The 23,451-nt window shown below is 50.9% G+C and carries 26 protein-coding genes; 23 read left to right on the top strand and 3 right to left on the bottom strand.

The genetic code is table 11. From position 1 onward, the window contains the following. The first annotated feature begins 137 nt into the window (after positions 1-137). From WM95_RS21185 to WM95_RS21105, 17 genes are all read left to right on the top strand, one after another. Positions 138-665 (top strand): helix-turn-helix domain-containing protein, encoded by a 528-nt coding sequence (locus tag WM95_RS21185; protein WP_045403948.1) that lies wholly within the window; start codon positions 138-140, stop codon positions 663-665. A gap of 262 nt (positions 666-927) precedes the next feature. Beyond that, positions 928-1,341, top strand: coding sequence for a hypothetical protein (locus WM95_RS21180; protein ID WP_236901066.1), 414 nt, complete (start codon positions 928-930; stop codon positions 1,339-1,341). A gap of 267 nt (positions 1,342-1,608) precedes the next feature. Next, a complete protein-coding gene (locus WM95_RS21175) occupies positions 1,609-2,523 on the top strand; it encodes a ParA family protein (RefSeq protein ID WP_000550614.1) in 915 nt (304 codons plus the stop codon). Further along, positions 2,520-3,887, top strand: a complete 1,368-nt coding sequence (gene dnaB-PI, locus WM95_RS21170) for an SPI-7-type island replicative DNA helicase (protein WP_032676543.1) — start codon at positions 2,520-2,522, stop codon at positions 3,885-3,887. Before WM95_RS21175 ends, dnaB-PI begins: the two co-directional genes overlap by 4 nt. After that, complete coding sequence (locus WM95_RS21165; protein WP_032676545.1) at positions 3,884-5,599, top strand: ParB family protein; 1,716 nt, start codon at positions 3,884-3,886, stop codon at positions 5,597-5,599. The genes dnaB-PI and WM95_RS21165 overlap by 4 nt, the downstream gene beginning before the upstream one ends. Beyond that, positions 5,592-5,846 carry a TraR/DksA C4-type zinc finger protein gene (locus WM95_RS21160; RefSeq protein ID WP_032676546.1) on the top strand — a complete coding sequence of 85 codons (255 nt, stop codon included), beginning with the start codon at positions 5,592-5,594 and terminating at the stop codon, positions 5,844-5,846. Before WM95_RS21165 ends, WM95_RS21160 begins: the two co-directional genes overlap by 8 nt. After that, positions 5,839-6,582, top strand: coding sequence for a DUF2786 domain-containing protein (locus WM95_RS21155; RefSeq protein WP_032676697.1), 744 nt, complete (start codon positions 5,839-5,841; stop codon positions 6,580-6,582). The genes WM95_RS21160 and WM95_RS21155 overlap by 8 nt, the downstream gene beginning before the upstream one ends. An 84-nt stretch (positions 6,583-6,666) precedes the next feature. Beyond that, positions 6,667-7,263 (top strand): DUF2857 domain-containing protein, encoded by a 597-nt coding sequence (locus WM95_RS21150; protein WP_000077899.1) that lies wholly within the window; start codon positions 6,667-6,669, stop codon positions 7,261-7,263. Beyond that, positions 7,263-7,493 carry a ParE family toxin-like protein gene (locus WM95_RS21145; protein ID WP_001178480.1) on the top strand — a complete coding sequence of 77 codons (231 nt, stop codon included), beginning with the start codon at positions 7,263-7,265 and terminating at the stop codon, positions 7,491-7,493. Before WM95_RS21150 ends, WM95_RS21145 begins: the two co-directional genes overlap by 1 nt. 78 nt (positions 7,494-7,571) lie before the next feature. Then, on the top strand, positions 7,572-8,804 hold the full coding sequence (locus WM95_RS21140; protein WP_032676549.1) for an STY4528 family pathogenicity island replication protein: 1,233 nt from the start codon (positions 7,572-7,574) through the stop codon (positions 8,802-8,804). A 341-nt stretch (positions 8,805-9,145) separates the two neighbouring features. After that, a complete protein-coding gene (locus tag WM95_RS21135) occupies positions 9,146-9,868 on the top strand; it encodes a PFL_4669 family integrating conjugative element protein (RefSeq protein ID WP_000818555.1) in 723 nt (240 codons plus the stop codon). A gap of 13 nt (positions 9,869-9,881) precedes the next feature. Beyond that, positions 9,882-11,891, top strand: coding sequence for a DNA topoisomerase III (locus tag WM95_RS21130; protein ID WP_032676550.1), 2,010 nt, complete (start codon positions 9,882-9,884; stop codon positions 11,889-11,891). A gap of 628 nt (positions 11,892-12,519) precedes the next feature. After that, a complete protein-coding gene (locus WM95_RS21125) occupies positions 12,520-13,011 on the top strand; it encodes an STY4534 family ICE replication protein (protein WP_032676551.1) in 492 nt (163 codons plus the stop codon). Positions 13,012-13,083: 72 nt separating this feature from the next. Next, the gene (locus WM95_RS21120) at positions 13,084-13,287 is read left to right on the top strand and encodes a hypothetical protein (protein ID WP_032676552.1); all 204 of its coding nucleotides are present in this window, start codon (positions 13,084-13,086) and stop codon (positions 13,285-13,287) included. 17 nt (positions 13,288-13,304) lie between these two features. Then, entirely contained in the window at positions 13,305-13,853 is a 549-nt protein-coding gene (locus tag WM95_RS21115; protein WP_032676553.1) for a single-stranded DNA-binding protein, read from the top strand. Positions 13,854-13,931: 78 nt separating this feature from the next. Further along, a complete protein-coding gene (locus tag WM95_RS21110; RefSeq protein WP_001144085.1) occupies positions 13,932-14,174 on the top strand; it encodes a DUF4160 domain-containing protein in 243 nt (80 codons plus the stop codon). Then, a complete protein-coding gene (locus WM95_RS21105; RefSeq protein WP_000155614.1) occupies positions 14,158-14,406 on the top strand; it encodes a DUF2442 domain-containing protein in 249 nt (82 codons plus the stop codon). The genes WM95_RS21110 and WM95_RS21105 overlap by 17 nt, the downstream gene beginning before the upstream one ends. Positions 14,407-14,714: 308 nt before the next feature. Here the strand turns inward: WM95_RS21105 and WM95_RS21100 are convergent, their stop codons facing one another. Genes WM95_RS21100 through WM95_RS21090 form a run of 3 tightly spaced genes read right to left on the bottom strand, consistent with a single transcriptional unit; the run spans position 14,715 to position 17,124 of the window. Continuing rightward, complete coding sequence (locus WM95_RS21100) at positions 14,715-15,593, bottom strand: metal ABC transporter substrate-binding protein (RefSeq protein WP_032676556.1); 879 nt, start codon at positions 15,591-15,593, stop codon at positions 14,715-14,717. Positions 15,594-15,595: 2 nt separating this feature from the next. Then, a complete protein-coding gene (locus WM95_RS21095; RefSeq protein WP_032676557.1) occupies positions 15,596-16,468 on the bottom strand; it encodes a metal ABC transporter permease in 873 nt (290 codons plus the stop codon). After that, the gene (locus WM95_RS21090) at positions 16,465-17,124 is read right to left on the bottom strand and encodes a metal ABC transporter ATP-binding protein (RefSeq protein ID WP_032676558.1); all 660 of its coding nucleotides are present in this window, start codon (positions 17,122-17,124) and stop codon (positions 16,465-16,467) included. Before WM95_RS21090 ends, WM95_RS21095 begins: the two co-directional genes overlap by 4 nt. Before the next feature lie 394 nt (positions 17,125-17,518). On the opposite strand from WM95_RS21090, the gene WM95_RS21085 reads away from it, so the two are divergent. From WM95_RS21085 to pilP, 6 genes are all read left to right on the top strand, one after another. Further along, positions 17,519-17,764: a hypothetical protein gene (locus WM95_RS21085; protein WP_032676559.1), complete on the top strand. Its 246-nt coding sequence runs from the start codon at positions 17,519-17,521 to the stop codon at positions 17,762-17,764. A 421-nt stretch (positions 17,765-18,185) separates the two neighbouring features. Further along, positions 18,186-19,541: a PFGI-1 class ICE element type IV pilus protein PilL2 gene (gene pilL2 / locus WM95_RS21080; RefSeq protein ID WP_046092721.1), complete on the top strand. Its 1,356-nt coding sequence runs from the start codon at positions 18,186-18,188 to the stop codon at positions 19,539-19,541. 1 nt (position 19,542) lies between these two features. Then, positions 19,543-19,986 (top strand): type IV pilus biogenesis protein PilM, encoded by a 444-nt coding sequence (gene pilM, locus WM95_RS21075; RefSeq protein ID WP_032676561.1) that lies wholly within the window; start codon positions 19,543-19,545, stop codon positions 19,984-19,986. A 19-nt stretch (positions 19,987-20,005) separates the two neighbouring features. Further along, entirely contained in the window at positions 20,006-21,679 is a 1,674-nt protein-coding gene (pilN, locus tag WM95_RS21070; RefSeq protein WP_088544976.1) for a PilN family type IVB pilus formation outer membrane protein, read from the top strand. A gap of 3 nt (positions 21,680-21,682) precedes the next feature. Continuing rightward, entirely contained in the window at positions 21,683-22,963 is a 1,281-nt protein-coding gene (gene pilO2, locus WM95_RS21065; protein ID WP_071886859.1) for a type 4b pilus protein PilO2, read from the top strand. After that, entirely contained in the window at positions 22,950-23,447 is a 498-nt protein-coding gene (gene pilP, locus WM95_RS21060; protein ID WP_001252747.1) for a type IV pilus biogenesis protein PilP, read from the top strand. The genes pilO2 and pilP overlap by 14 nt, the downstream gene beginning before the upstream one ends. Positions 23,448-23,451: the final 4 nt, after the last annotated feature.

Below are 23,451 nucleotides of genomic sequence, written 5' to 3'. Positions count from 1 at the left end.
TTTACCGTTAATATAACAGCGCTATAAAACGAAGGCGGCCTTCTTTGCGAGGGATCGTGCTTGCTTTAATCTAAAAGGGATGGTTAGTGGCAACTTCAATTGTTTTAGTGACTCAGGATCGCTACCTTGTCAGAGGGATGCGGATATTTTTTCCGGATATTATCCTGCTCGACTCGATTGACAGAAACATATTTGATAACGGTGCAGATGAATATTCTGTATTGATTGATAGTCGTTCTCCGCTCCGTTTATATGATTACCTGATACGCCATCCGGCCAGAACGAAAAAAACAATCTGCTGCGTTATGCTCGATATGCGACACCGGGAGGAGAATCTGCTCAGTATGAAGTTATTTATGAACACGTCGCTGACCGCGCCGGATATGGCGTCGTTATTTAACCTGGTGCTCAATATGAAGGGCCGGCGCCTGACCACGAAGTGGCTGCTTAATTTACGTCTTAGCACGCACGAAGCGATCATGCTGCGGTTGCTACGGGCAGGGATGCCGATGGAAGCCATCGCCGATGAGCTGAATACGTCGGTGAAAAGCCTCTATCGCAAACGAACGGCGCTCTCGGAACGCCTGGGGGCGGAGAACTTCAACGAGGCGTGTTTGTTTATCTTCAAAAACAAACTGCTGGACGCAGGTGGGAACGATCCCTAAAGTTGTCAGGAATTCAAAAGCAAAAAACCGCCACGAGGGCGGGTTCGTTAATAAGGTGCGTGGTAACGCGCTTATCTCGATACCGGCGGATGTAAGATGGCAGAAAATGAGCGGGTGGCGGTTGGATTTTGGGGGAGAGGAAACGCGTATTATAATGAAAAACGAATAGTATCTTCTGCTCTTTAACCCCGTTTATGAACTGCCAGAGGCTAAGCCATGTGTTTTATCCTGAGCGGGTGATACCAGAAGGAGACTCCTGGAAGTGATTGAAAAATTTAAAAGGACGTTAGAAATGAATAAATATCTGTCTGGTCTGTGTGTTCTTTCTTTTTTTTATTTTTCTTCAATAGGTTACGCGCACTCTGCGGGTCCAAATAAAGTTCAGGTTAGTATCGAACCCAGCAACTTTAATAGAGGATATATCCCGGTAATTTCTGGCCTCGATGAAATCGAGGCTTCTGATTTCAGGGAGTCGGATCTACAGGATAGCCTGAGGCTGATGAAGTCCGACAACCGCAAAGTCGATGAGCTAACTCAGAAGGTTTTACAGCTTGAGAGAAAGAATTCTGAGCAGGAGAGTAAGATCGAGCGATTGCAAAGAAGCCTTGATGACATGAAGCGGAGCAACGACAACCTTTCAAATCAGGTCAGCAATTTATCCGGCAAAATTAAGTGATAAAAAGAGCCACCGCCTGTATTAACTTACCGGGCTATTAGCGTAAGCGTGCCTGCATTAAAGCCACGCTTATCAGCGCCCAGAAATCGGCCGTAGCCATATAGCAAAAAACCAGCCCGTAGGCTGGTTTCTCTAAATAGTGGTGCCCGGACTCGGAATCGAACCAAGGACACGGGGATTTTCAATCCCTGTGACAAAATGTTAAATTCCATAGAAGAATGATCGGTATTTGTTGAATCGCATCCTGATTAATTTTCAGGTGCTAAAATGCATTTACAATCAATCGATTATCCAACGTTGGGTGTTAAGCCTCGTATTATACCTGTTGTTTCCACTAAGGGTGGCGAGGGTAAGTCTACTCAGTCAGCTAATCTTGCAGGATTTCTGGCCGATGCAGGTATCAAAACACTTCTGATTGATGGCGACCATGCTCAGCCAACGGCCAGCAGTATATTCCCGCTTGAATATGAAGCCCCTGGTGGTTTGTACGAACTGTTGATGCAGACAGTTGATCTCTCAAATCCCGATAATCTGATCTCCCGTACGTCGATCAATAATCTGGACATTATCGTTTCCAACGATCCTCGTAATTTTCTCCCAACTGCAATGCTGAATGCGCCTGATGGGCGAGTTCGCCTCCGAAATGCTCTTTCACATCCCCTTTTTAATTCATATGGCGTGATTATTGTCGATTCACAAGGCTCACGGTCAGTGATGTCTGAGTTAATTATCCTGGCCTCCACCGGAACCATGGTGGGTATTGCCAAACCGATTCTTCCTGATGTCAGGGAGTTCATGCGCGGAACAGTCGCGCTGATGGAAGAATTGCTGCCTTATTGTGCGTTTGGCATTCAGCTTCCAGTCACAAAATTGCTCATCAACTGTATGGAATACGACAATCTGTCTGTTGAGACCCTCGCTGAAGTCAAAGCGATCGTTGAAGATAAACGCTACAGCGCCCATGCAGACAAAATTCATATCGACCTGCTGGAGACATGTATCTATGACCTGACTGTCTATGTCCTTGGGCATGTTAAGGGCGTACCGGTACATCGTCTTGAAAAAAATACCCGGCGTAAAAGCGACTCAGCGTTTACGTCAATGTATCAATTGGCTTGTGAACTTTTCCCAGAGTGGAAAACGAATTTTGATGCGTTAGCTAATGCGGGGGGCGAGGAATGACCTCTAATAACCGCAGAAATGTTTCGGGGCTGTTTTCTCAGGATGCTGAGCAGAGCGTCATTGGTGGCCTGATGCTGGATAACGACTGCTGGGATGAAGTGGCGCTCCGTCTCGATTCCGATGATTTTTATTTCAAGGTTCACCAGGTCATCTTTCATGAAATGACGCGTCTGGTTGCAGCAGGGCGTCCGATTGACCTGATCACACTTGCTGAGAGCATTGAAAACCGTGGTAAGGATGCGCTTGAGCAACTTGGCGGATTCGCCTATCTGGCCGAACTTTCAAAAAATACTCCGAGTGCGGCCAATATCGTCGCTTACTGTGACATTGTTGCCAGGTACAGCCAGGGGCGACAGTTGGTCGCCATTGGTGCTGAGATAACCGAAACTGTTAAGGCATCCGGTGCTGATATCGGGGCGGTGATGGAAACCGCAGAGCAAAAAATTACCCGGCTGGCAGAACGTTCAGAACCACAGCAGGCCGTGACGCTGCTTGACGGCATGGAAAAACTCCTTACAGAGCTGGAACGTCGTTGCAATGTGCCTGATGGTATTACTGGTACGCCTACGGGATTTGAAGATTTTGATGCCATGACCAGCGGGCTGCAGGCAGCTGACCTGATACTTATAGCAGCAAGGCCTTCAATGGGGAAAACTGCCTTTCTGATCAGCCTGATTTTGAATTCACTTCTGAAAAAAGCCGATACACATGCGCAGTTTTACAGCCTTGAGCAGCCCACCGAGCAGATCCTCATGCGTATGGTCGCTTCACTTGGCAGTGTAGATCTAACACATTTAAAAAATGGCCAGATGGATGATGAGGAATGGGCGCGCGTTTCAAACGCGTCTTCACTATTGATGGGTGACCTTAAAGACCGCCTCATCATAGATGACACAGGCTCATTGACCCCCGCCATGCTCAGAATTCGCGCCCGTCGTAACGCCCGCCGTTATGGTCACCCTTCAGTCATCGGTCTTGATTACCTGCAACTGATGCGTTGTCCGGATCAGGAGAACCGCACACAGGAAATTGCTGAAATCTCGCGGTCACTCAAAGCGCTGGCGAAAGAAATGGGTTGTCCGGTTGTTGCCCTTTCGCAGTTGAATCGTCAACTAGAGAGTCGTGCTGATAAACGGCCGAACAATGGCGATCTTCGTGATTCCGGTGCACTGGAACAGGATGCTGATGTTATTGTCTTTATCTATCGTGATGAGGTCTATCACGAAAACACTGAAGACAAGGGGGTTGCTGAAATTATTGTCAGCAAACAGCGTCAGGGACCGATTGGTACGATCCGACTGCAATACGAAGGCCGTTATACGCGTTTTTCTGCTAACCCTGGTCATACCGGGAGGTTTGCATGAGCAACGTCCGTAGTCTTAACCTTGGCGACGCCATGTTGCAGCGTGGAAAATCACCGGCTCAGGCTGCTGATAATAATACTCCCACCGTTACCCAGCCAGTAAATGAAATGGCAATGGTTCTTACCCTTGACCAGCTTCGCCCGAATCCGGATAACCCGCGCAAAGGACGCAATCCTCGTTTTGAGGAAATTAAAGCTTCCGTCCGTGCACGAGGATTGGATTCGATTCCAAAAGTGACCCGTGATCCGGATGGTGATGATGTTTATATCTTTAGTGACGGGGGAAATACCCGGTATCAGATACTCTGCGATCTCTGGCAAGAGACTGGTGATGAACGTTTTTATCGCGTTCACACGATCTTCAAACCCTGGCCTGGACGTCTAAAATGTCTGGTTGGTCACCTGGCTGAGAATGAGGTCAGGGGAGATCTTACCTATATAGAAAAGGCATTCGGTGTTCATAAAGCGCGGGTAATTTATGAAGAGCAACTGGGCCGGAGTGTTACCTTACGAGAACTTTCGGATCTGTTGGGTAAGGAAGGTTATCCTATTGATAACTCCAGCGTAAGCCGGATGGAAGATACGCTTAATTACCTTTATCCACATATGCCCCAGTTGCTTGAGAGTGGCATGAGCCGTGGTCAGGCAACACCACTCCTGAGCCTTCGTTCTTCAGCTATGAAGGTCTGGAAATCTTTCAGCGGTGACGTAAACCCAGAATGTTCTCTTGATGATGTGTTTGGTGCAGTTTGCCGGTGTTTTGATGAACCTGAAAGCTATGCCCTTGATATTTTCAGGGATGAGTTTATCGGTCAACTGGTTAAGGCTCTTCCCCATCCAAGCCTGAATTATGACCGCTGGTTAATTGAACTTGATCCTCGTGAACAAAAACGCAGGGAACAGTTTGGCGAGCCGCCTCCACTGCCAGCACCTACACCTGCGTCTGAACAGTCAGGTGGTCGGGAACGCACATCACCACCAATTACGACTCTGCCAGCAGATACTTCATCCCAGCCCCCTGTTACTGGTCTGCGTAGCGGTACGCTGACTACTCCAGGGCGTCCGGAAGCTGTACCAGAACTTCAGGACAATACTGCACTTCCCGGCGGTATGTCTGTTGGAAGTGAGCCGCGTCGTGAAGTTCAGAATGACCTGTTTGGCGGAAATCCTGTGATTACCGGTCAGACAGAGAATCCTGATAACGATGGAGAGTGGCAATTTAAGTCAGATGTTAATGCCAACTCGCTCGTTTCTGCTTTTGGCGAACAGGATGAAACTTCCACACCTTCAGTTAGCTCAGTGGCCTTCGCCGCAACCGGGTTGGAACCGGTCAATGATATCTGGCACATCTCCGCTTTACAGGACGACATCGAGCACCTGCAGGATATGGCTTATCGGCTTACTTTCGAAATTGCCGAAGCGATGGGCTGCGCGGACTGTGTTCGGGAGGATAAAGACCATCATTCAGCTGGTTTCTCCATTTCAGAGAACGCCAGTGAGTTTACTCTTTTCCTCGCCGGGCTATCAGGTTCACTGCCTAACAAACAGTTCAATATGTTCATGTTCTGCCTGAATTTTTTTGGCTCTCAGGAACCTGCAGATACTGCCGTTTTCGATGATGTCACTGTTGTAAAAACAATGCGCCTTATCCGCGTTATACGGCGTCTGCGTGAGCTGCAGCGTCTGGTTGTGAAGGGAGGGGAAAATGTCTGAGGACCTGAATGATGAAATGGCTCAGGCCAGTACCGCTATTTTCACCCAGCGCGGCATCGATGCTGTCAGGGCAAAAGTGCACTCGTTACGCCCGTCAAAAGAAATCTGTGAGTGCTGCGGCGCGGACATTCCCGCTGCCCGTCAGCTGGCAGTGCCGGGCGTAGAGTTGTGTGCCGCTTGTCAGGATGTGAAGGAGAAGCAGGATGTTCACCGTGCTGCCGGCTGCAGGGGGCTACACCATGTCTGAAAATACAAAAGTGATTGCACGTATCCGGCGACTGATGGCGCTGGGTACCCGGAACAGTAATCCACACGAGGCGGCCCGTGCAGTGGCTCTGGCTCAACGGCTGATGCAGCGTCATGGCCTGACCCCTGACATGCTTTCTCTTCATGATATCCAGGAATCCGTCTGTCAGAACCTGACCAGTAATGCTGAAAAAGTGCCAGCCTGGCTAAGTTCACTCGCAACAGTGGTATGCATGGCCACGGGCTGCCGTTGCTGGTTTGGCTGGCATATTCACACTAGTTGCAGTGGTGTAAAAAGCGTCCGCCGATCTCTGCACTTTTATGGTTTCAGCGGGAGAGCCGAAGTTGCGCTCTATATCTATACCGTTTTACAGCGGCAACTTCGTGCAGACACTGACGGTCAGATTGCCGGATACCGGAAGCGCCGTATTCTTAAGAACACGCTTCGTCGCAGAGCCGATCAGTTTCGTGAAGGGTGGGTATCTGGCGTCTGGCAGGTACTGCAGTCATTTGCGCCTTCAGAATGTGAGAATTCCATGCTTCAGCGCTGGCTTGCCCAGCGTCACACCGGCGACACCTTGGGGACTGTAAACGTCAGGGCGGCCGGTAAATGCCGTGGCGACAGAGCAGCACGCGTAGCGGGCTGGCTCGCGGGGCGGGATACTGAAGTTCATCAAGGCCTGACTGGTGCGAAGGCTCAACAGCAGATTACGGCGGGAGGCTGTACACATGAGTAACATTATTTTATGGAGTGCCTGCCTGTCGGGCTGGCTTTTTGATGTTCTGCTTGTTGCCGATCAGATGATATCAGGAGGGGCCCTATGAGCCAGCACAACCTTTCACAGGCCACCACGGCCATCCTTTCATCACTGCTGATGGATGTTAAAAACGGCAATATCCGCCGCTGTGAGTCGCTGGGAATGTCACTCGAGGAGATACGCGCACTGAGTCAGCTGAGCCTTGATGAGCTGCATTATTTGAGCCAGTCACACGTTTCTGTGCTTGATGTTAGCCTGAATCACGAAAATTTTTGGCTGATGCTCAACCAGGCACGTAATGAGCAGAAACGAATGCTGATGATAGACCGGGCGCTTGAGCTTGGCGGTTCAATGGAACTGATTGATAAATACTTCGGCCTGTCTCCATCAGAGGTTAGCGCACGGCGTCGTCTGATGGGGATAGAGTCTCGCCAGGGCCGCACACAGTCTCTGACGGAGCCACAGGATTCGGCACTATGGATCGAGTGGAAGGCTGCCGGGCTATCATCCCCGGACTCTCATCAGGCTCTGGAAGCGATGATGCTTGCCGCTGAGCAGCATGGCCTGTCACTGACCGCAGTCTGGAGCAGGGTCTGCCAGTGGTGCCGGGAGACAACTCCATCCCGCAAGAGTGAATCACAACAGCGCAAGGAAGCATGATGCAGATGACCGACTTTTCTTCACGTCAGTACGTTTCCCCCTCGGTTCGTCGCAGGGCGCAACGGCTGTTCAGCGCAGTGTGCTGCGGTGAGAAGGTGTTCCGTCGGTTGACGATGAACGGCTATCTCAAGATAGATGTTGGGCCGTTCTGGCGCATCCTCAGTAAGGATGGAGGTAAACACTGGTGGCTGATGGATCATGAGACCTATAACCGTGAAATACGGCGGTAACGGAATGCCGCTGCTGACCGTACAGTGCCGGGTTTATCCCGGCATTGTGCTGTCTCAGGTTGAAGAGGAGAGCAGAAAATGACCATTCCGGCAGACAGCATAGTTGCTCATACACTGTCCAGGATGCAGCGTAGTCTCGAACGGCGTACAGACACTGGTGATGTCGGTCAGGAGCGCAGCGGGCTTCTTTTTATGGGAAATGTACATGATGCGTTTCCCCGACAGCTGTTTCTGGATACCCGTCTTTCGCCACTGGATAAAACCGCCTGGGTGATGATCCGGTTGTATGCACAGCAGAATGAAGGTGCTGTTTTCCCGACTTATGATGAGCTCCAGGTTCAACTGGCGTCGGCACATTCAGAGAAGGCCTCCAGAGATACGGTCAGCCGCGTTCTGCTGATGCTGCGTCTTACAGGCTGGCTCAGCCTGTGTAAGCGTGTTCGCGACGACCATGGTCGTGTGCGAGGCAATATCTATGCACAGCATGATGAGCCGCTGGGCTACCGTGATGCTGAGACTTTTGATCCGGGCTGGCTGACCCTTGTTGAAGAGAGTTGCCTGAGCAGGAATAAAGCCGTCCGTATGACGGCGCTGGCTGTAGTCAATGACATCCTTCATGATCCGGGAATGCGCCACCGTCACAGCCGCCTGGCCATTATTGAGAGCCGACTAAGTGCACCTGCCACACCAGAACAAATGGCTCGTCAGCGACAGGCTGTGCAATCGAGTCCGAAATCAGGACTCAGTAAAAAACGCATAAAAAACAGCCCGAATTCACTGAGTCCGGAAAACGGACTCAGTTCCCTTAAACCTGATAATTCACAGAGTCCGGAAAATGGACTCAGTAAAAAATCAAGGAGTTACGCCGGAGTCCGAAATTCGGACTGTAACGTACGTTCTTTCACACACAGTGTGAATAAAAAAACGTACGTACCGTGTGGTGAGCAATTCCTGCCAGATGATTTTCTGAACGCTCTGAACAGTGAAGACAGGCAGATGCTGAGTACGCAGATGGCTTCGCTTCCGGAGACAATGGCAAAAGCCCTTGCTGACATGCTGCGTGAACAACAGGCCCTTGGAAGGCTCAACAATCCGGTGGGCTGGATGTTCTCTATGCTTCGCAGGGCGCGAAGTGGTGAGCTGAAAATTTCAGAGGATACGGCGACTGCCAGTTCTGGTGGAACAATTTCCCGCCCGGTTGAATCACGTACTGTACCCACAGCCGACGTCCCTGTTCAACCTGCGAAACGCCCGTCTCAGGGGCAGGTAAGGGCGATGATTGCGGCTATTCGGCAACAGGTCCAGAAATGATTATGGCATCAAAAATCTGTTTTTGATTAAAAAGTGAGCTTGCTGCGGGGCGCAGCAAGTACAAAAAATGAGCAGAACTACTGGGCGCAATAGTGGTTAAAAAATGACCTTGTTGCGGGGCGCAACAAGTACAAAAAAGAATCATGTTTCGATGTGTTGTGGTTGAGGTCTTGCGGGAAAGTATTGCAGCTGGTTAAAAAATGAGCTTGCTGCGGGGCGCAGCAAGTACAAATTTTAACCAACTTACAATTTCGTTCTTGGAATTATGAGTTTCGCGTTGTTGGAGATACCGGTGTTTCAGGACTATGCCTGCTCATCTTAACTGAGCACAGGTGACAACGATGGCAGAAAAAAATGAGAAAAGAACTGGTGCGCTGCAGTCTGAAATGACGATCGCACTGCATACGAATTACGCAATCGGGCTATGGCAAGGGCGTCAGCCTGAAAAACAGGACGGTGAAAAGCCTGCAAGGCATGGAATTATCGGTATGCCTCAGTTTTTCCACCGTGCGACTCTGATTAACCAGGATTCCCTGCGCAATAATCCATGGGCTGATGTTGCTATGTTTAACCTGGAAGAAAAGATCAAGGTTGCATCAGATTCTATGACTGCTTTGATTCAGCAACTTGATGCTGAGATGTCAATGTTGCCGCCTGGTATTACATTGACAGAAGTTGCATCTGTTGAGCCACTCGATATCCAGGTATTTACACGAACCCCTCTGGGTTACAGGTGTGTGTTTCTGTTAGTAGGATTCGATCAGTTTGCGAAAAAGGCACTACAGGCATCGCATTATGGATTAATTACACGTTCTCGCCGTGATCATCATCTTAGCGAAGGTGGCAGATTAATTCGTCAGGTCTATGGCTCTGTTTTATCTTATCGCCGTATTGATGCTACCCGGTTTGATGCTGTGGAAAACAACGAAACATGGAAACAAGCATGCGAGGTGGCGGGAGAGCCAGATTTGTCTGTTCTTCTTGGTGAAAAGCGCTCAGCTTTCTCACCGCCGGTTAATGAATCGAGCGTAAACCTGCTTCGTATGCGATATCGGGCTGCCTGACCGGGGAACCACCATGCGGTTGTTTATCTGCGAAAAGCCCTCACAGGGGCGAGATCTTGCGAATGTTTTGGGTGCCACCCGACGTGGCGACGGTTTTCTAACTGGCCCTGGCGTCACTGTTACCTGGGCAGTAGGGCATTTGCTGGAGACCGCACCGCCTGAAGCATACGGTCAACAGTATGGCAAACCATGGTCGCTCTCTGCTCTGCCGATCCTGCCTTCCCCATGGCAGGTGGTGGTAAAAAAGGAGACGCAGTCTCAGTTCAAGGTTATTGAGCGGCTGCTGCGCCAGGTCGATGATGTGGTTATCTCCACTGATGCGGACCGGGAAGGAGAAGTAATTGCCCGTGAATTGCTGGAATACTGCCGCTGGGACGGTCCTGTACAGCGGCTTTGGCTTTCTGCCCTTGATGAAATGAGCATCCGTGCAGCTCTCCAGGATCTGCGACCGGGTGCCGAAACTCTTGGAATGTATCATGCTGGACTTGGTCGCGCTCGTGCCGACTGGCTCATTGGAATGAATCTGTCCCGTCTGTATACACTGCTTGCAGTACAGTCAGGATTCGACGGTGTGATTTCTGTCGGGCGGGTGCAAACTCCCACTCTGGCACTGGTTGTCCGACGTGATCGGGAGATAGCGACATTCATCCCTAAACCTTTCTGGCAGGTTAAGGCGCTTCTGAGTGCGGGAGGGAGAACTTTTCCGGCGCAATGGGTACCTGCAAAGGTTTATACCGACGAAGAAAAACGCTGTGTACACCAAAATATAGCGCAGCAGGTAGCGCATCTTTGCCGGCAGGCTGGAGCAGCGACCGTAACAGAATGTGAGACGAAGCGTGAAAAAGCGGCAGCACCGCTGGCTTTTTCGCTCGGCACTTTACAACAGGCCTGTGGCCTGCTCTGGGATATGTCACCCCAGCAGGTGCTTGACACTGCACAGAGCCTCTATGAGAAACACAAGGCAACCACTTATCCACGAACTGATTGTGGATACCTTCCTGAGTCTATGCGTGAGGAAATCCCCTCGGTTCTTTCCGCTATTGGTCTGTCTGATCCAGAGTGTAGTTCTCTTCTTTCAGGTCTAAATACTTCGTTTGTTTCGCGTATATGGAACGACAAAAAAATCACAGCTCACCATGGCATTATCCCTACCCGAAACGCGTTTAAGTTTTCTGCGTTAAGTGAGGCAGAGCGAAGGGTATACACCCTTATCCGCCGAAATTATCTGGCACAATTTCTTCCCCTGCACGAATCTGATATTACTCGTCTGCAGTTTGACATTGGCGGGCAACTGTTCCGCACAACAGGAAGGACGGAGATTGTAATGGGCTGGAAGGTCCTTTTCAGTAAGGAGGAAGAGGATAGTCCAGGGGATGATGATCTCAGTATTGAACTTCCTCCTCTCAGGAAGGGTGACCGTTGCGGAGTAAACGGTGCAGAGGTCGTGCAGCAAATGACTCGTCCGCCGGCTCACTATACTTTCGCAACACTCATCGGCGCTATGATGAACGCGTCAGCGTTTGTTACCGATATTGCTCTTCGTAAGGTACTGAAGGACAACGCCGGATTAGGCACGGAAGCCACCCGTGCTGGTATCGTTGAGCAACTGCTGAACCGCAGATTTATTGTGCGCAAAGGTAAGCAGCTTCGCGCGACTGATCTTGGTGCTGATGTCATTGATGCTCTGCCCTCGCAGTTAACCGACCCGGGAATGACTGCACTTTGGGAACAGGCTCTGGATGAAGTAGCAGAAGGACGCCTTACCCTGAATGATTTTTTGCAGCGACAGGTCGGATGGACCCGTAACCTTGTCAGCATGGGAGGACAGCAGCGGGTGAGCATTAGAATACCACCCACACCATCGTGCCCTTTATGTGGGGGGAAAACTCGCCTAAAAAAAGGACAGAAAGGAGATTTTTGGGGGTGTACTCGTTATCCTGATTGCAAAGGAATCATCAACAACGACACCCAGAAACGTAAAAGCGCGCGTAGCTCTAAGGCTGTAAAACCAAAGAATAATTAATTCCTTGTCTCTCATTGCGGGGACAGGATGCCTTTGCTATTGTTGCGACGGCTCTGAAGCCGCACCCCGTGACTGCGGGTCCTGTGAGCATCAAATGCAGTGCTTGCAGGATACAGTCTTGTTGGCCGCGTCCACACCTGAACGTGAGTCAAAAAGGCACAAAACTCCGTGAAACCGTGCCGGGTCCTGAACACACCCCCGGAGCAACTGCGTAAGCAGGTCAACATCAGGTCTAATGGTGCAGACCTCACAGGCGGTGCCGAAAGGTGCCGCTTTTTTTATTTTTTGGCATTGATGATTTTTTACGCACACCGGCGTTGACATCTGCTGCGTCTGAATAAATGATAAAGAGGCTAATCGTTGTCATCGACAACTGCCAATGCCCTGGTGATTTGAGAAGGGCGCCTTCGGGTAATCACATGCCAATGCCACATAAAACCTGAGAGTGGCGCCTTCGGGTGGTAAACCTGTTTAACCTCTGAGAACAGGTACTCCTGGCGAGTTGAGGTCCATTTCACAAATACAGCCAGTCGGCAAAAATTTGCTGACTTCCCTGCGGGAAACGTTATCCCGCAAGGGATAGATGTTTCTCCGCAACCAGTTTAGTTTTCACTCCGGAGATAACATCATGACTGCTACTACAACTGCATCTTCTTCCACCACCTCTTCCTCTGCCAGCCAGAAAAAAGAGTATTTCAATCTTAACGTAAGCGGTATCGGCTACCTGAGCTCGATTCGTCGTGTACAGGGCCAAAACGGTGAATTTACCTGCGCTGTCATTAATGCCCTGACTGGTCCTACCGACAATGCGTCATACACTCGTTTCGATGTCACTGTTGCGGGCCCAGAGGCTACAAAACTCATCAACCGCTGCCAGAAGGCCGTGGATGAAGAGGAAAAAGTATTGCTGGGGTTTGTGCTGAGCGGCCTGAAAGCTGACGTGTTTACCCTTCAGTCGGGTGAACATTCCGGTGAATCCAGACCTTCTCTGAAGGCTCGCCTGATTAAGGTCGAGTTCATTAAGAAAGGCCAGGAAGTCGTTTACACAGCGCCAAATGCATCTCAAACCCCGGAACAAGGTTCTGCGGCTCCTAAAGACTACGATCCGAACTCGTTTTAATTCTTTTTTCTTACATCCGGTAAATCTCTTTCGGGAGATTTACCTCTCTCGATAACGTAACGGAGCTCTCGCATGGGAAATCCTTTCGGTTTACTGGCTTCAGAAGCTGGGTATCAATTACAGATCCAGGTTCTGTCCAGTCAGCGCGGTTTTTATATCGGAACCGCGAACGAAATGGGACCCGTGTCCCGTGAGTCAGTCGAATACTACAAAACCAGTCTGCAGGCCGATATTGCTCTTGAAAAAGGGGAATGGACGCAGCGTGAATATGATTAGGTACAGGAGATTACATCATGGCAAGTCGCGGAATTAACAAAGTTATTCTCGTTGGCCATCTCGGTCAGGACCCCGAAGTACGTTATATGCCCAATAGCACAGCTGTTACAGGGTTCAGTATTGCAACGTCGGAGTCATGGCGTGATAAACAAAGCGGTGAAATGAAGGAAAACACTGAGTGGCATCGCGTTGTGTTGTTTGGCAAACTCGCCGAAATAGCCGGTGAATATCTGAAAAAAGGTTCACAGGTATACATTGAAGGCCATCTGCGGACCCGCAAATGGACTGATAATGGCGGGGTTGAACGCTGGACAACAGAAGTTGTGGTTGGTGTGAACGGTACGATGCAGATGCTGGGTAGTCGTAATGCTCCAGCAGGTACCGGTAATGCTCAGCAGCCTGGGTCGGCGCAAGGAGGTTGGGGGCAGCCTCAGCAGCCTCAGCCTCAGCAGTCAGCTGCGCCACACAATCCTGCTAATGAACCTCCGATGGATTTTGATGATGACATACCGTTTCTGGGGCATGGTTATGGGATCTGCCGAAAAGCGATCTACGCCATTTCCTGATTGGATTTTACAGAGGCGCCAGTTTGACTGGCGCTTTTTTATTCAAGATAATCATGGCAGGAGCGGGGTACTTTTTTAATGCCAGTTATACTGAGAATTAACGGATTCAAATTTTTCTTTTACTCGAACGAGGGAAATCCTCTAGAACCCGCTCATATTCATGTCCGTAACGCTGATGGTGAAGCGAAATTCTGGCTTGAAGATGAAGTTAAACTGAGCAGGAACGATGGCTTCGATGCCCGGACTCTTAAAGAGTTGACTAAGATGGTTCAACATAACCAGACGATGTTTGTGGAGGCCTGGAATGACTATTTCAGCTAAAAATGTACGATTTGATGAGACCACCATGTGGGTCGAATTAAACGATGGCAGGGTGATGGGCGTACCAATCGCCTGGTTTCCTCGTCTGCTGAATGCCACAGACAAAGAACGTAATGACTATGAACTGAGTAAACGTGGTATTCACTGGGATAATCTCGATGAGGATATCTCAGTCGATGGCTTGCTCGCTGGCCGTGGTGACGTGACCCATGTTCCACATCGCGTAGCCTGATAATGACTAAGTTGCAGACTAAGGCGCCGGATTTCCCGGCGCTTTTCTTTTTAAATGTATTAGCTCAGGCTTGACCTGACAGTTTTCTCCGTACTCCGCCAGCACACAATCAAATCTGACAGTCTGCTTTGAGCGAAAAGCGGACATTTCATCTTTGCCCACGAACAGCTGAAATCAGCTTTAACAAGCTCTTGTAGAATCTAAGTTGAGATGTCCGTCCCGGGGATGCGGATAATAATCCTGAACGAAGAGCTGTACTGGCACGTCTCCGTTCAGGCGCCACACAGAGTGATCCCTGGCTTAAATCGTTACTTCATACTGTCAGCGATGGTATCAACATTATGTCTGAACGCTTTCGTATAAGTATCCGCCGGGCCACCTTTTGGTGAGAGCGCTTCAGGGTACAACTCACCACCAGGCTTCGCACCGGTTGCCCTGGCGATTTGTTTGACCAGACGCGGGTCGAGCTGATTTTCCATGAACCAGGTTGTAACATGATCCGCTTTAATCTGTTCAATTAACTCGGCAACATCTTTTGCACTGGCTTCGCTTTCAGAGGAAAGGCCTTGCGCCGAGAGGAAACGGACGTTATATGCGCGGCTAAAGTAACCAAACGTGTCGTGGCTGGTCAGGACAATGCGTTTTGCTTCAGGAATACCACTGAAACGGTTTTTCGCCCAGTCATCAAGTGCTTTCAACTGCGCAATATAGTCCTCACCGGATTTTCTCAACGCCTCCTTATCTTCAGGATCTGCACTGATAAGCCCATTCACGATGTTCTGTGCATACTGTGCGCCATTCGCCGCGCTGTTCCAGGCATGAGGATCAACCACGGTTTCACCATCCTCATCCATAGTATGCGTTTTAACACCCTCAGAGGCGACGATCAGTGTGCCTTTGAAGCCTGACGCCTTAATGAGTCTGTCCAGCCTGCCTTCCAGCCCCAGACCGTTGACTACTACAATATCCGCGCTGGCGATAGCGGCGCTATCCTGCGGTGATGGTTCAAAGGTATGCGGATCGCCGTCAGGCCCGACAAGCGCTTTCACGCTAACGTGCTCTCCTCCCACTTGTTGCACCATATCGCCAAGAATGGAAAAGCTGGTGACCACATTAATGGTTTTCGCGCTGGCGCTGTGCGCCATGAACCCCATACTGAGTGCCAGAAAAAGTGCTGTACGTTTCATTATCACTCCTTACCAAAAAAATGGCGCAACAGAGTGACAACCAGTCTGCTACGCCCGCCAAATAAAATAGAAAAAAAGAAAAAGATACTGGCACAGAGCACGACAGATGGCCCTGCGGGTAACGCGATAGCCCAGGAAATACTGAGCCCAAGCCACGAGCACAGGACACCCACCACACCTGCCAGCAGTAGAATTCCTGGTAAAGTTTGCATCCAGCATCGTGCAGCAACCGCTGGCAGCATCATCACACCGACAACCATCAGCGTGCCGAGCACCTGAAAACCCGCCACCAGATTGAGAACCAGAAGACCCAGAAACAGCGTGTGAAACAGAGTGGGCAGGCGCTTTTTATTGACCTCAAGCCACGTACTGTCAAATACCTCGCTCACCAGTCCCCGGTAGCATACCGCCAGACTAAGCAGGGTTAGTGTCGCTACCGCAGCGACGAAAATTAGGGACGCCCGGTCGACCGCCAGAATCGAGCCGAAGAGAAGATGCAGCAGGTCCACGCTGGATCCGTGTAACGACACCAGCGTGACACCGAGCGCCAGCGAGCCAAGATATAATCCGGCAAAGCTGGCATCTTCCTTAAGCGGCGTTTGCCTGCTGACCCATCCGGCTACCAGTGCAACAACAATACCGGCGATAAATCCCCCTGTCGCCATTGCAAACAGCGACATGCCACTGAGCAGATAACCAATGGCTACGCCGGGCAAAATAGCGTGTGACAACGCATCACCCACCAGGCTCATTCGCCGGAGAAATAAGAAAACGCCCAGTGTGGTAGTGCTAAGCGACAGCGCCAGACACGCCACAAGCGCCCGACGCATAAAGCCATATTCAATAAAAGGCTGAATAAGGAAATGTAACGTCATGACACACACTCCTTGTGCACTTGCGTTTGCCAGTAGCTGCGCTCACTTTCCAGACGCAATACAGAAGGAAAATAGCGCTGCACCCGCGTGGTATCGTGCAGAACGGCCAGAATCGTTTGTCCCCGTTGATGCATTTCTTCGATCAATGACATCAGGACATGACTGGTGTTTTCATCTACCCCGGTCAACGGTTCATCCAGCATGATCAATGGAGCCTGCTGTAACCAGACTCTGGCAAAAAGCATTCTCTGAAATTGCCCACCTGAAAGCGTCTCAATAGGGCTTTTTGCGAGATGCAGCAACCCCACACGCTCAAGTGCGGCCGCAATTCGCAAGCGCTCGCTGCGGCGGATACTGCGAAAAAGTGACACTCGCGGCCAGAGCCCCATGCTCACTACATCCTGGACGACTATCGGGAAATCGGACTCCAGGGTATTTCGCTGGGCAAGCCATCCCGTGTCCGGACGCCCGTGTGGCCAGATAATATGGCCATTCACAGGAGGGAGAAAACCGGCCAGAGTTTTGAGTAACGTCGATTTGCCGCACCCATTTTCACCGACGATTGCAGTCATGCTGCCAACTGCAATATGTCCACTGATGATGGATGTCACGGGAGAATGGTTATAACCGACGCTGAGTTCCTGAAGCTCAATCATGGCAGTGCGATCGCCCACTGAACGGCAGCCCATAAAACACTTAAAATGAGTATGCCCACGCCCAGTCGCAGGAGAAGAGAGAGTGAAAAAAGCGTTGGAGAAAGCATACGAGCCCCTGGAATGTATGTTATAACATAACATTAAATCAGCACAGCAATGATTGTAAAGAAGGGCCAGCGCGGAAATGTGTGACGGAATGTTACAATCTTCTTTCGTTTTCTCCGATTCGTCCCGCTTATTTATTCTACGACCTGCACAAGATAGTCAAGGTCCGAGTGTCAAAGCGTCAATGATTCAATGCCCGGAAAAACTCACGTTTGCCACGAGCGAATAACACATTGATGTCAGGTTACAGTGAAGGATTGTCGTATGTTGTTCATTCAGGATAACTCAAATGAAAATTCATAAAATTATCGTTGCATCCCTGGCAGTGACCTCATTCAGTGCGCTGGCATTTAAATCTGAACTCTCCCCGACGACCACGATCTCCACGAATAAACTCACTGCGATTGAAGCCAGTATTTTTAGCAGTTTTAACCTCAGCCACTCAGGCCCATCGCTCGCCGGAACCTGTAATGCCTCTCCGGTCACAGGTTACGGTTGCGCATTCTGCACTATGCTTCGAAGCCATCTGAATTAAGAGGGCAGAGAGCAAGCTACCTGCAATTACATTACAGATTGCGAAACTGAAAAAAGTGCAAAAACAACCATTCTAAATAAAGTTTGAGCGCGATTTGAGAAGTGGTCAGAACAATTTAACGTCCGCTCCTGGCACAGAGCTGCCTGTCAGATTAGGTTTGGCTCTGTGCCATAGCTGTATCAGGTCAAATCTAAGCGAATACATTTTAAAATATTGCCAACTGGCTGGATAAATCGGTCTCGTGTAGCTCCTTTCCCTGCGCCCGAAAACGGTGAAAGCCCTTGAAACTGGTTATCCTGGTCTTTCGCGGTTGCCCCACCGAGGAAATTTTCTTCAGTTCTCAGTAATAGTTTTGCATTGTCCGAAAAGGCATCCCCGCCAGAATATCCGACTTGTTTCGGACAACTCCTGGGGATTCCTGATGGTAAAAATAAACCTGCAGACACGTTATCGGCTTGGGGCCATCACGCTATGTCTGCTTGCCGCTGGCTGCACAGACTTTAGTTCTCGCTCTGGACCCATGAGCAGGCTTCAGGGCTCTCCCCGTGTTCAGGATCTTTATCAAAACCGTTCCCCTGAAGTTGTTCGTTACGATCGTTACACACTTGCCAGTACGCTACCTGTAGATGCTCAGCGTGACCCACTGAATCAGATTATCGATATCAGGATGCCTTTGCAGATGGTGAATACGATTGGGGAAGGTATGCGATACGTGATGCTTGAATCAGGTTATTCACTGTGTTCAGGCGAACCGGGTGTATTCTCTGAATTGTTCGTTAAACCATTACCGGCTGTGCAGCGTTCAATAGGACCTGTGAAGCTTGGAGATGCTTTACAAATCCTGGCCGGGCCTGCCTGGCGTATGCGCGTAGATGACCTGAATCGAGAAATTTGTTTCGTTCTGCGTGATGAATACCGACATCTTGCCCTCTCAACAACAGGTCCCTTGCAGGCGAGTGTAGCAAGTCAGGGAACAGGGAAATCGGCTTCTACAGGTACACTACTTAACAGTTCTAAGGGACTTTCTGGTACTGGAAATAACAGCTATCCGTTGCCCCCGGCTCGGCCGGAAAGTTCCATTTTGTCACCAGGGACACCAAAAGTTACCTCTCAAGCTGTTTCTCCTTTATCTGTTGCAACGACAGCAAAAACACCTCGTAACCCGTTCTCTGCCAGCGAGCCTGGGGAAAAATCTAAGGTTCCGGTGCAGAAAACACAGGCAAGTCCCGCAGCTAAGTTAACATCTGGCAAGGTAAAACCATCAACAGAGTTGGCTCCTGCGCCTGCGCCTGCGCCGTCAGCATTGTCAGTTGCGTCAACACCTCTGAATAAAGCTGCTCTTGGTGTGCCTTTAACTCCATCTGGTGCAGTGAAACCAGGTGGAACAGTTCAGAACAGTAATCCACCTTCCACTGTTATCTCTCCTACTGCTCCGGTCAGCGGAAAAACTGTTTTCACTCCGGGAGCATTGCTTTCCTCGTTACCAGACGGACAGGCCTGGACCGCGCAGGCAGGCACTACGTTAAAAGAGACTCTGATCCAATGGGCTACATCGGTTCGCTGTGAGAGTGGCAGTAGTCCTACCTGGGTAGTTATCTGGCCAACGCCTGTGAACTACCGCATCGATGTACCATTTACGCTGCGCGGTAATTTCGAGTCGGTTATCGTGCAGCTGTTTAGGTTATATCGCCCTGCAGAAAAACCCCTCTATGCAGCACCAAATCGTCTTCAGTGCCTGGTATTCGTGGACGATAAGCCGATTCAGGACGGGAAATGATATGGGATATGCGCTGCCAGTTTTCGCGCTTTGTCTTGTCATCATCTTGATAGCCGGTGATGCACAGCACCACTCATCAGAGCATGTACGGCTTGCGCTGCAGCAGACTCAGCCTGAACAGCTTGCAGCAGACATGCTTCGGACTGCTGATGTCGTAAATAACTGGCGTCACGGGCGGTCCATAACAGATGGCCCCGTATCAACCGCACTGACTGGAATGGTGCCGTTACCAGACAGTCGTATCAAAAGCATTATTCAGAACGGTCGCCTGTGGATCTGGGTACCTGAAACAGACGGTGTTTATGCCGCGTTGCGCGCCCGCTCAGTGACTTCTGCGCTTGCCCTGACCGTCAGAGGCGGTCGTCTGCGGATGGCGGATGGCACTGATATGAACCTGTCTCTGCCGTCCGGTGTGACGGAAGGCAGCATTGTTTATCTTAACTAACAGAATCAGGGAGCTGCGGATGCCGCGTATACCTTTCTGCCTGACAGTACTTACCGCTGCGTTTGTGCTGTCATCATGTTCGCTGAATGAAATCAGCAAAATAGACAAGGAAGCCGTTGGGCAGGCCGATACGGCTCAGCGAGTGTTGCAGAGTCGTCAGTCCATATCACAACCAACTGTTGTCTGGATGGATAAGCCCTGGGTAAACCTGCAGCCAGTCACGCCGGTGGTCTCCACTCCGGACGAAAAGAATCTGCCTCCCTGTCAGATAACGATTAATCGTCCTGACGGCATTTCACTGCCTGAGCTGGGACAGCGCATCACTGCGCTATGTGGTATACGAGTCTCCATCACACCAGATGCATTTGCTGCGCTGAGCAACGTGAGTACCGGCAGCGTGGTAACTTCTCAGATGAGTGGTCAACTGCCGGCGCCGGATGACAATGGTCGGGTTCCCCTGGCACAGATGGGGGCTACGTCAGCTCAGCCCGTCTCCGTTCAGCCATCACCGGCGCTCATGCGTGGCCTTAAATTCCAGGGAGATGTTCGTGATCTGCTCGATGTCGAAGCCAGCGGGTACGGGCTGTCATGGCGCAGTGACGGAAACGGAGTTTATTTTTATCGACAGGATACCCGCACTTTTCAGCTCGTTATCCTGAATACGAAAGTAAACAGTAGCGCATCAATTAACTCCGGCTCTGGCAATCAGCTGGGCAGCGGTGGCGGCACATCGGGGGGGACTAGCGGAGACATTAGCTCTAATCAGAAGACCGATTATGGCATGAACAGCGACCTGTACGACGACATTCGTAAAACCATCGAGCAGATGCTGACGCCAAAATCTGGTCGTTTCTGGCTTTCAGCAACTACTGGCACGTTGAGTGTTACTGACACACCGGACGTTCTGGAGCGTATTGGTCGTTACATTGAGTATCAGAATAAGGTTCTAAGCAGGCAGGTCCAGCTCAACATACAGATTGTCAGCGTCAACCAGACGCGTAATGAGCAACTGGGTCTTGACTGGGGGCTCGTATACAAATCCCTGCACAATTTTGGCGCCACTCTGACCGGTTCAATGGCCAATGCTTCGACTTCAGCAGGCAGTGCCGGCATTTCGATTCTCGACACGGCAACAGGCAATGCCGCCAAATTTTCCGGCTCCAGCCTGCTGATTAAAGCGCTTTCCGAGCAGGGCAACGTCAGCATGGCGCTGAACCAGACCGACCCAACAGCAAATTTGACGCCGGTAGCTTATCAGCTCTCAAACCAACAGGGCGTTCTGACAAGTTCCAGTTCAACTGCAACAGCTAATGTCGGGGTTACTTCCTCACAGACCGTAACCACAATCACCACCGGTTTGTTCATGACCATGCTGCCGTTCATCCAGGAAAACGGTGACGTGCAACTGCAGTTCGCTTTTAGCTATACCAGTCCACCGCAGATAGAGAAATTTATCAGTAGGGACGGGAATACCCGTAACGATATACCGAATACCTCGACACAGGGGCTGGCACGTAAAGTTAACCTGCGCTCAGGCCAGACACTGGTATTAACCGGATCTGAGCAACAGAACCTTTCTGCAAACAAGCAGGGAACATTCACACCCGACAACTTTATCCTGGGCGGTGGCCAGAACGGTACGCGCGGTCGTAACACGCTCGTGATTATGATCACCCCTGTTCTGCTGAGGTAATCCATGTCATCAAAGAAAAAATCTTCACTCCGTAGCGGCATTCGCGTCACCCACAACCGTCGCGACTGGATGGCAGGACTTCATTGGGAGCAGCAGCGGAGCGCACTGTTAACGCGATTCCGGGGAAAAGCCTCACCTGACACGCATGTAGTAGTTGCCGGCAGGCGTAACGCATCAATGATGGGGGTCGTTTCCCCCGGGCGTGTGCGACGTAGCCCTTACTCTCTTGCAGTAGCATTCCTGCTGTCTGAAGGGGGAAATACATGGGGGATATACCGCCTCAGCCGCAACGAAGATCTCTGGGTTTTCTTTGCAGCCAGCGGTGGGCAGCTTTCTGTCATGGGTGATGTGACCGGTTCACGCGCGAAGATAGAATCAGCAGCAGAAAACTTCCTGCGTTTTAACGATGCTGATACACCGGGTCTGCGCTGTGCTGCAACCGCAGATGATAATTGTGATGCAACCTCGCTCACTGACAGGCTGAACCGTTCGCAACTGAAGCGTTGCCGCCTGGGTAAGCGCCTGACGACGATGTCGCTTATTATGCCTGCTGCGCTTATTACACTCGTGGCAGCAGCAGGAATTTACTGGTACGACGACGTTCAGCAAAAAGCGGAACAGGCTGCTGCAATGGCAGAGTTTCGCGCCCGAATGGCGATGTCTGCTGATAAGCCAGCTGCGCCAGCCCGAGCGCCACATCCATGGGCCTCTCAGCCACCAGTTTCGCTTTTACTTGGTAATTGCTGGCTGACACGCGAACCACTTTTCGCCTCGGTGGCTGGCTGGCGCTTTACGGACGGTGAATGTGTCCCTGAAGGCCTGCGCTTGCGTTACCTCGCCACACCTGGTGCTACGGTGGAGGATTTCTCCCACCGCGCGAGGGTGCTTCTTGGGCATTCTGCTGTTTTCAACCTTCAGGAGGGAGGTAAAAACGGCGACGTATTCATTCCCTTCCGGAAATACAGCGTAAGTGAGTATACCGACGAGGCCTTGCCTGGCGCGGATGCCCAACTGATGCGTTTCATTTCGCACCTGCAGCGCCGCAACCTGGAAGTCAAGTTCAGTGAAGTGAAACCGCCAGCGGTCGCGCCAGGACAAGAGAAAACCATGCCCGTACAGGACTGGCGCGAATTCACTTTTACTGTCAGCTCGCGTTTGCAGCCTGAACGTCTGCTGCAGGATTTTGATGCGACCGGGCTCCGCCTGAACAGCGTGTCAATCACCATGAGCCCGCAGGGGCAGTTCGACTACACCATGAAGGGGAGCATTTATGCGCAGAATTAATCCCGCGGGAACGGGCCTGCTGCTGTCCGCTCTGTTCTGCGGGCAGGCAGTGGCAACCGTAACCAGTGATGCGCTTCCGCCGAACGTTACGCTTGGCGAACTTGAAGCAGCTCAGGCGCGCAACCTCATTCTGGAGCAGAAAGTGCAGACGGCGCGTCTGGAGCAGCAGCTGCGTGAAAGCCAGTCCGGACAGAGTACTGACAGGAATTATCTGTCTACTGCCGCCCAGCCTGCCATGCCGCTTATGGCGCAGCCAGCTCCTTCACAACAGACTGCCAGTGCAGTCGGTGAAAAGCGGACCGGTGGTGTGCGCCTTCAGGAGATTTACGGCCGTGGCTCGCAGTTGCGTGCACGCATTGTTCTGCCTGATGGCGGAGTCACAGAAGTAGCAAAAGGCGATCAGCTTCCCGGAACCTCAAAGCGGGTCACGGAGGTTACGTCCACGATCGTACGCCTCAGCGACAATTCTGAACTTTCATTCTGAGGTG

The organism is Enterobacter cloacae complex sp. ECNIH7, assembly GCF_002208095.1.
In the GTDB taxonomy this organism is placed as follows: domain Bacteria; phylum Pseudomonadota; class Gammaproteobacteria; order Enterobacterales; family Enterobacteriaceae; genus Enterobacter; species Enterobacter cloacae_M.
The sequence above is the reverse complement of the archived record's forward strand: the minus strand, read 5'-3'. Positions and strand labels throughout refer to the sequence as shown.

Bases quoted from the DNA above. Each gene is read 5' to 3' on its own strand.
- WM95_RS21175 (WP_000550614.1), top strand. From the start codon at position 1,609: ATGCATTTACAATCAATCGATTATCCAACGTTGGGTGTTAAGCCTCGT.
- WM95_RS21095 (WP_032676557.1), bottom strand. From the start codon at position 16,468: ATGACGTTACATTTCCTTATTCAGCCTTTTATTGAATATGGCTTTATG.
- WM95_RS21115 (WP_032676553.1), top strand. From the start codon at position 13,305: ATGGCAAGTCGCGGAATTAACAAAGTTATTCTCGTTGGCCATCTCGGT.
- WM95_RS21110 (WP_001144085.1), top strand. From the start codon at position 13,932: ATGCCAGTTATACTGAGAATTAACGGATTCAAATTTTTCTTTTACTCG.
- pilM (WP_032676561.1), top strand. From the start codon at position 19,543: ATGGGATATGCGCTGCCAGTTTTCGCGCTTTGTCTTGTCATCATCTTG.
- pilP (WP_001252747.1), top strand. From the start codon at position 22,950: ATGCGCAGAATTAATCCCGCGGGAACGGGCCTGCTGCTGTCCGCTCTG.
- pilO2 (WP_071886859.1), top strand. From the start codon at position 21,683: ATGTCATCAAAGAAAAAATCTTCACTCCGTAGCGGCATTCGCGTCACC.
- WM95_RS21140 (WP_032676549.1), top strand. From the start codon at position 7,572: ATGACCATTCCGGCAGACAGCATAGTTGCTCATACACTGTCCAGGATG.
- WM95_RS21145 (WP_001178480.1), top strand. From the start codon at position 7,263: ATGCAGATGACCGACTTTTCTTCACGTCAGTACGTTTCCCCCTCGGTT.
- pilL2 (WP_046092721.1), top strand. From the start codon at position 18,186: ATGGTAAAAATAAACCTGCAGACACGTTATCGGCTTGGGGCCATCACG.
- dnaB-PI (WP_032676543.1), top strand. From the start codon at position 2,520: ATGACCTCTAATAACCGCAGAAATGTTTCGGGGCTGTTTTCTCAGGAT.
- WM95_RS21130 (WP_032676550.1), top strand. From the start codon at position 9,882: ATGCGGTTGTTTATCTGCGAAAAGCCCTCACAGGGGCGAGATCTTGCG.
- WM95_RS21135 (WP_000818555.1), top strand. From the start codon at position 9,146: ATGGCAGAAAAAAATGAGAAAAGAACTGGTGCGCTGCAGTCTGAAATG.
- WM95_RS21155 (WP_032676697.1), top strand. From the start codon at position 5,839: ATGTCTGAAAATACAAAAGTGATTGCACGTATCCGGCGACTGATGGCG.
- WM95_RS21185 (WP_045403948.1), top strand. From the start codon at position 138: ATGCGGATATTTTTTCCGGATATTATCCTGCTCGACTCGATTGACAGA.
- WM95_RS21125 (WP_032676551.1), top strand. From the start codon at position 12,520: ATGACTGCTACTACAACTGCATCTTCTTCCACCACCTCTTCCTCTGCC.
- WM95_RS21085 (WP_032676559.1), top strand. From the start codon at position 17,519: ATGAAAATTCATAAAATTATCGTTGCATCCCTGGCAGTGACCTCATTC.
- WM95_RS21105 (WP_000155614.1), top strand. From the start codon at position 14,158: ATGACTATTTCAGCTAAAAATGTACGATTTGATGAGACCACCATGTGG.
- WM95_RS21120 (WP_032676552.1), top strand. From the start codon at position 13,084: ATGGGAAATCCTTTCGGTTTACTGGCTTCAGAAGCTGGGTATCAATTA.
- WM95_RS21165 (WP_032676545.1), top strand. From the start codon at position 3,884: ATGAGCAACGTCCGTAGTCTTAACCTTGGCGACGCCATGTTGCAGCGT.
- WM95_RS21090 (WP_032676558.1), bottom strand. From the start codon at position 17,124: ATGATTGAGCTTCAGGAACTCAGCGTCGGTTATAACCATTCTCCCGTG.
- WM95_RS21150 (WP_000077899.1), top strand. From the start codon at position 6,667: ATGAGCCAGCACAACCTTTCACAGGCCACCACGGCCATCCTTTCATCA.
- WM95_RS21160 (WP_032676546.1), top strand. From the start codon at position 5,592: ATGTCTGAGGACCTGAATGATGAAATGGCTCAGGCCAGTACCGCTATT.
- WM95_RS21100 (WP_032676556.1), bottom strand. From the start codon at position 15,593: ATGAAACGTACAGCACTTTTTCTGGCACTCAGTATGGGGTTCATGGCG.
- pilN (WP_088544976.1), top strand. From the start codon at position 20,006: ATGCCGCGTATACCTTTCTGCCTGACAGTACTTACCGCTGCGTTTGTG.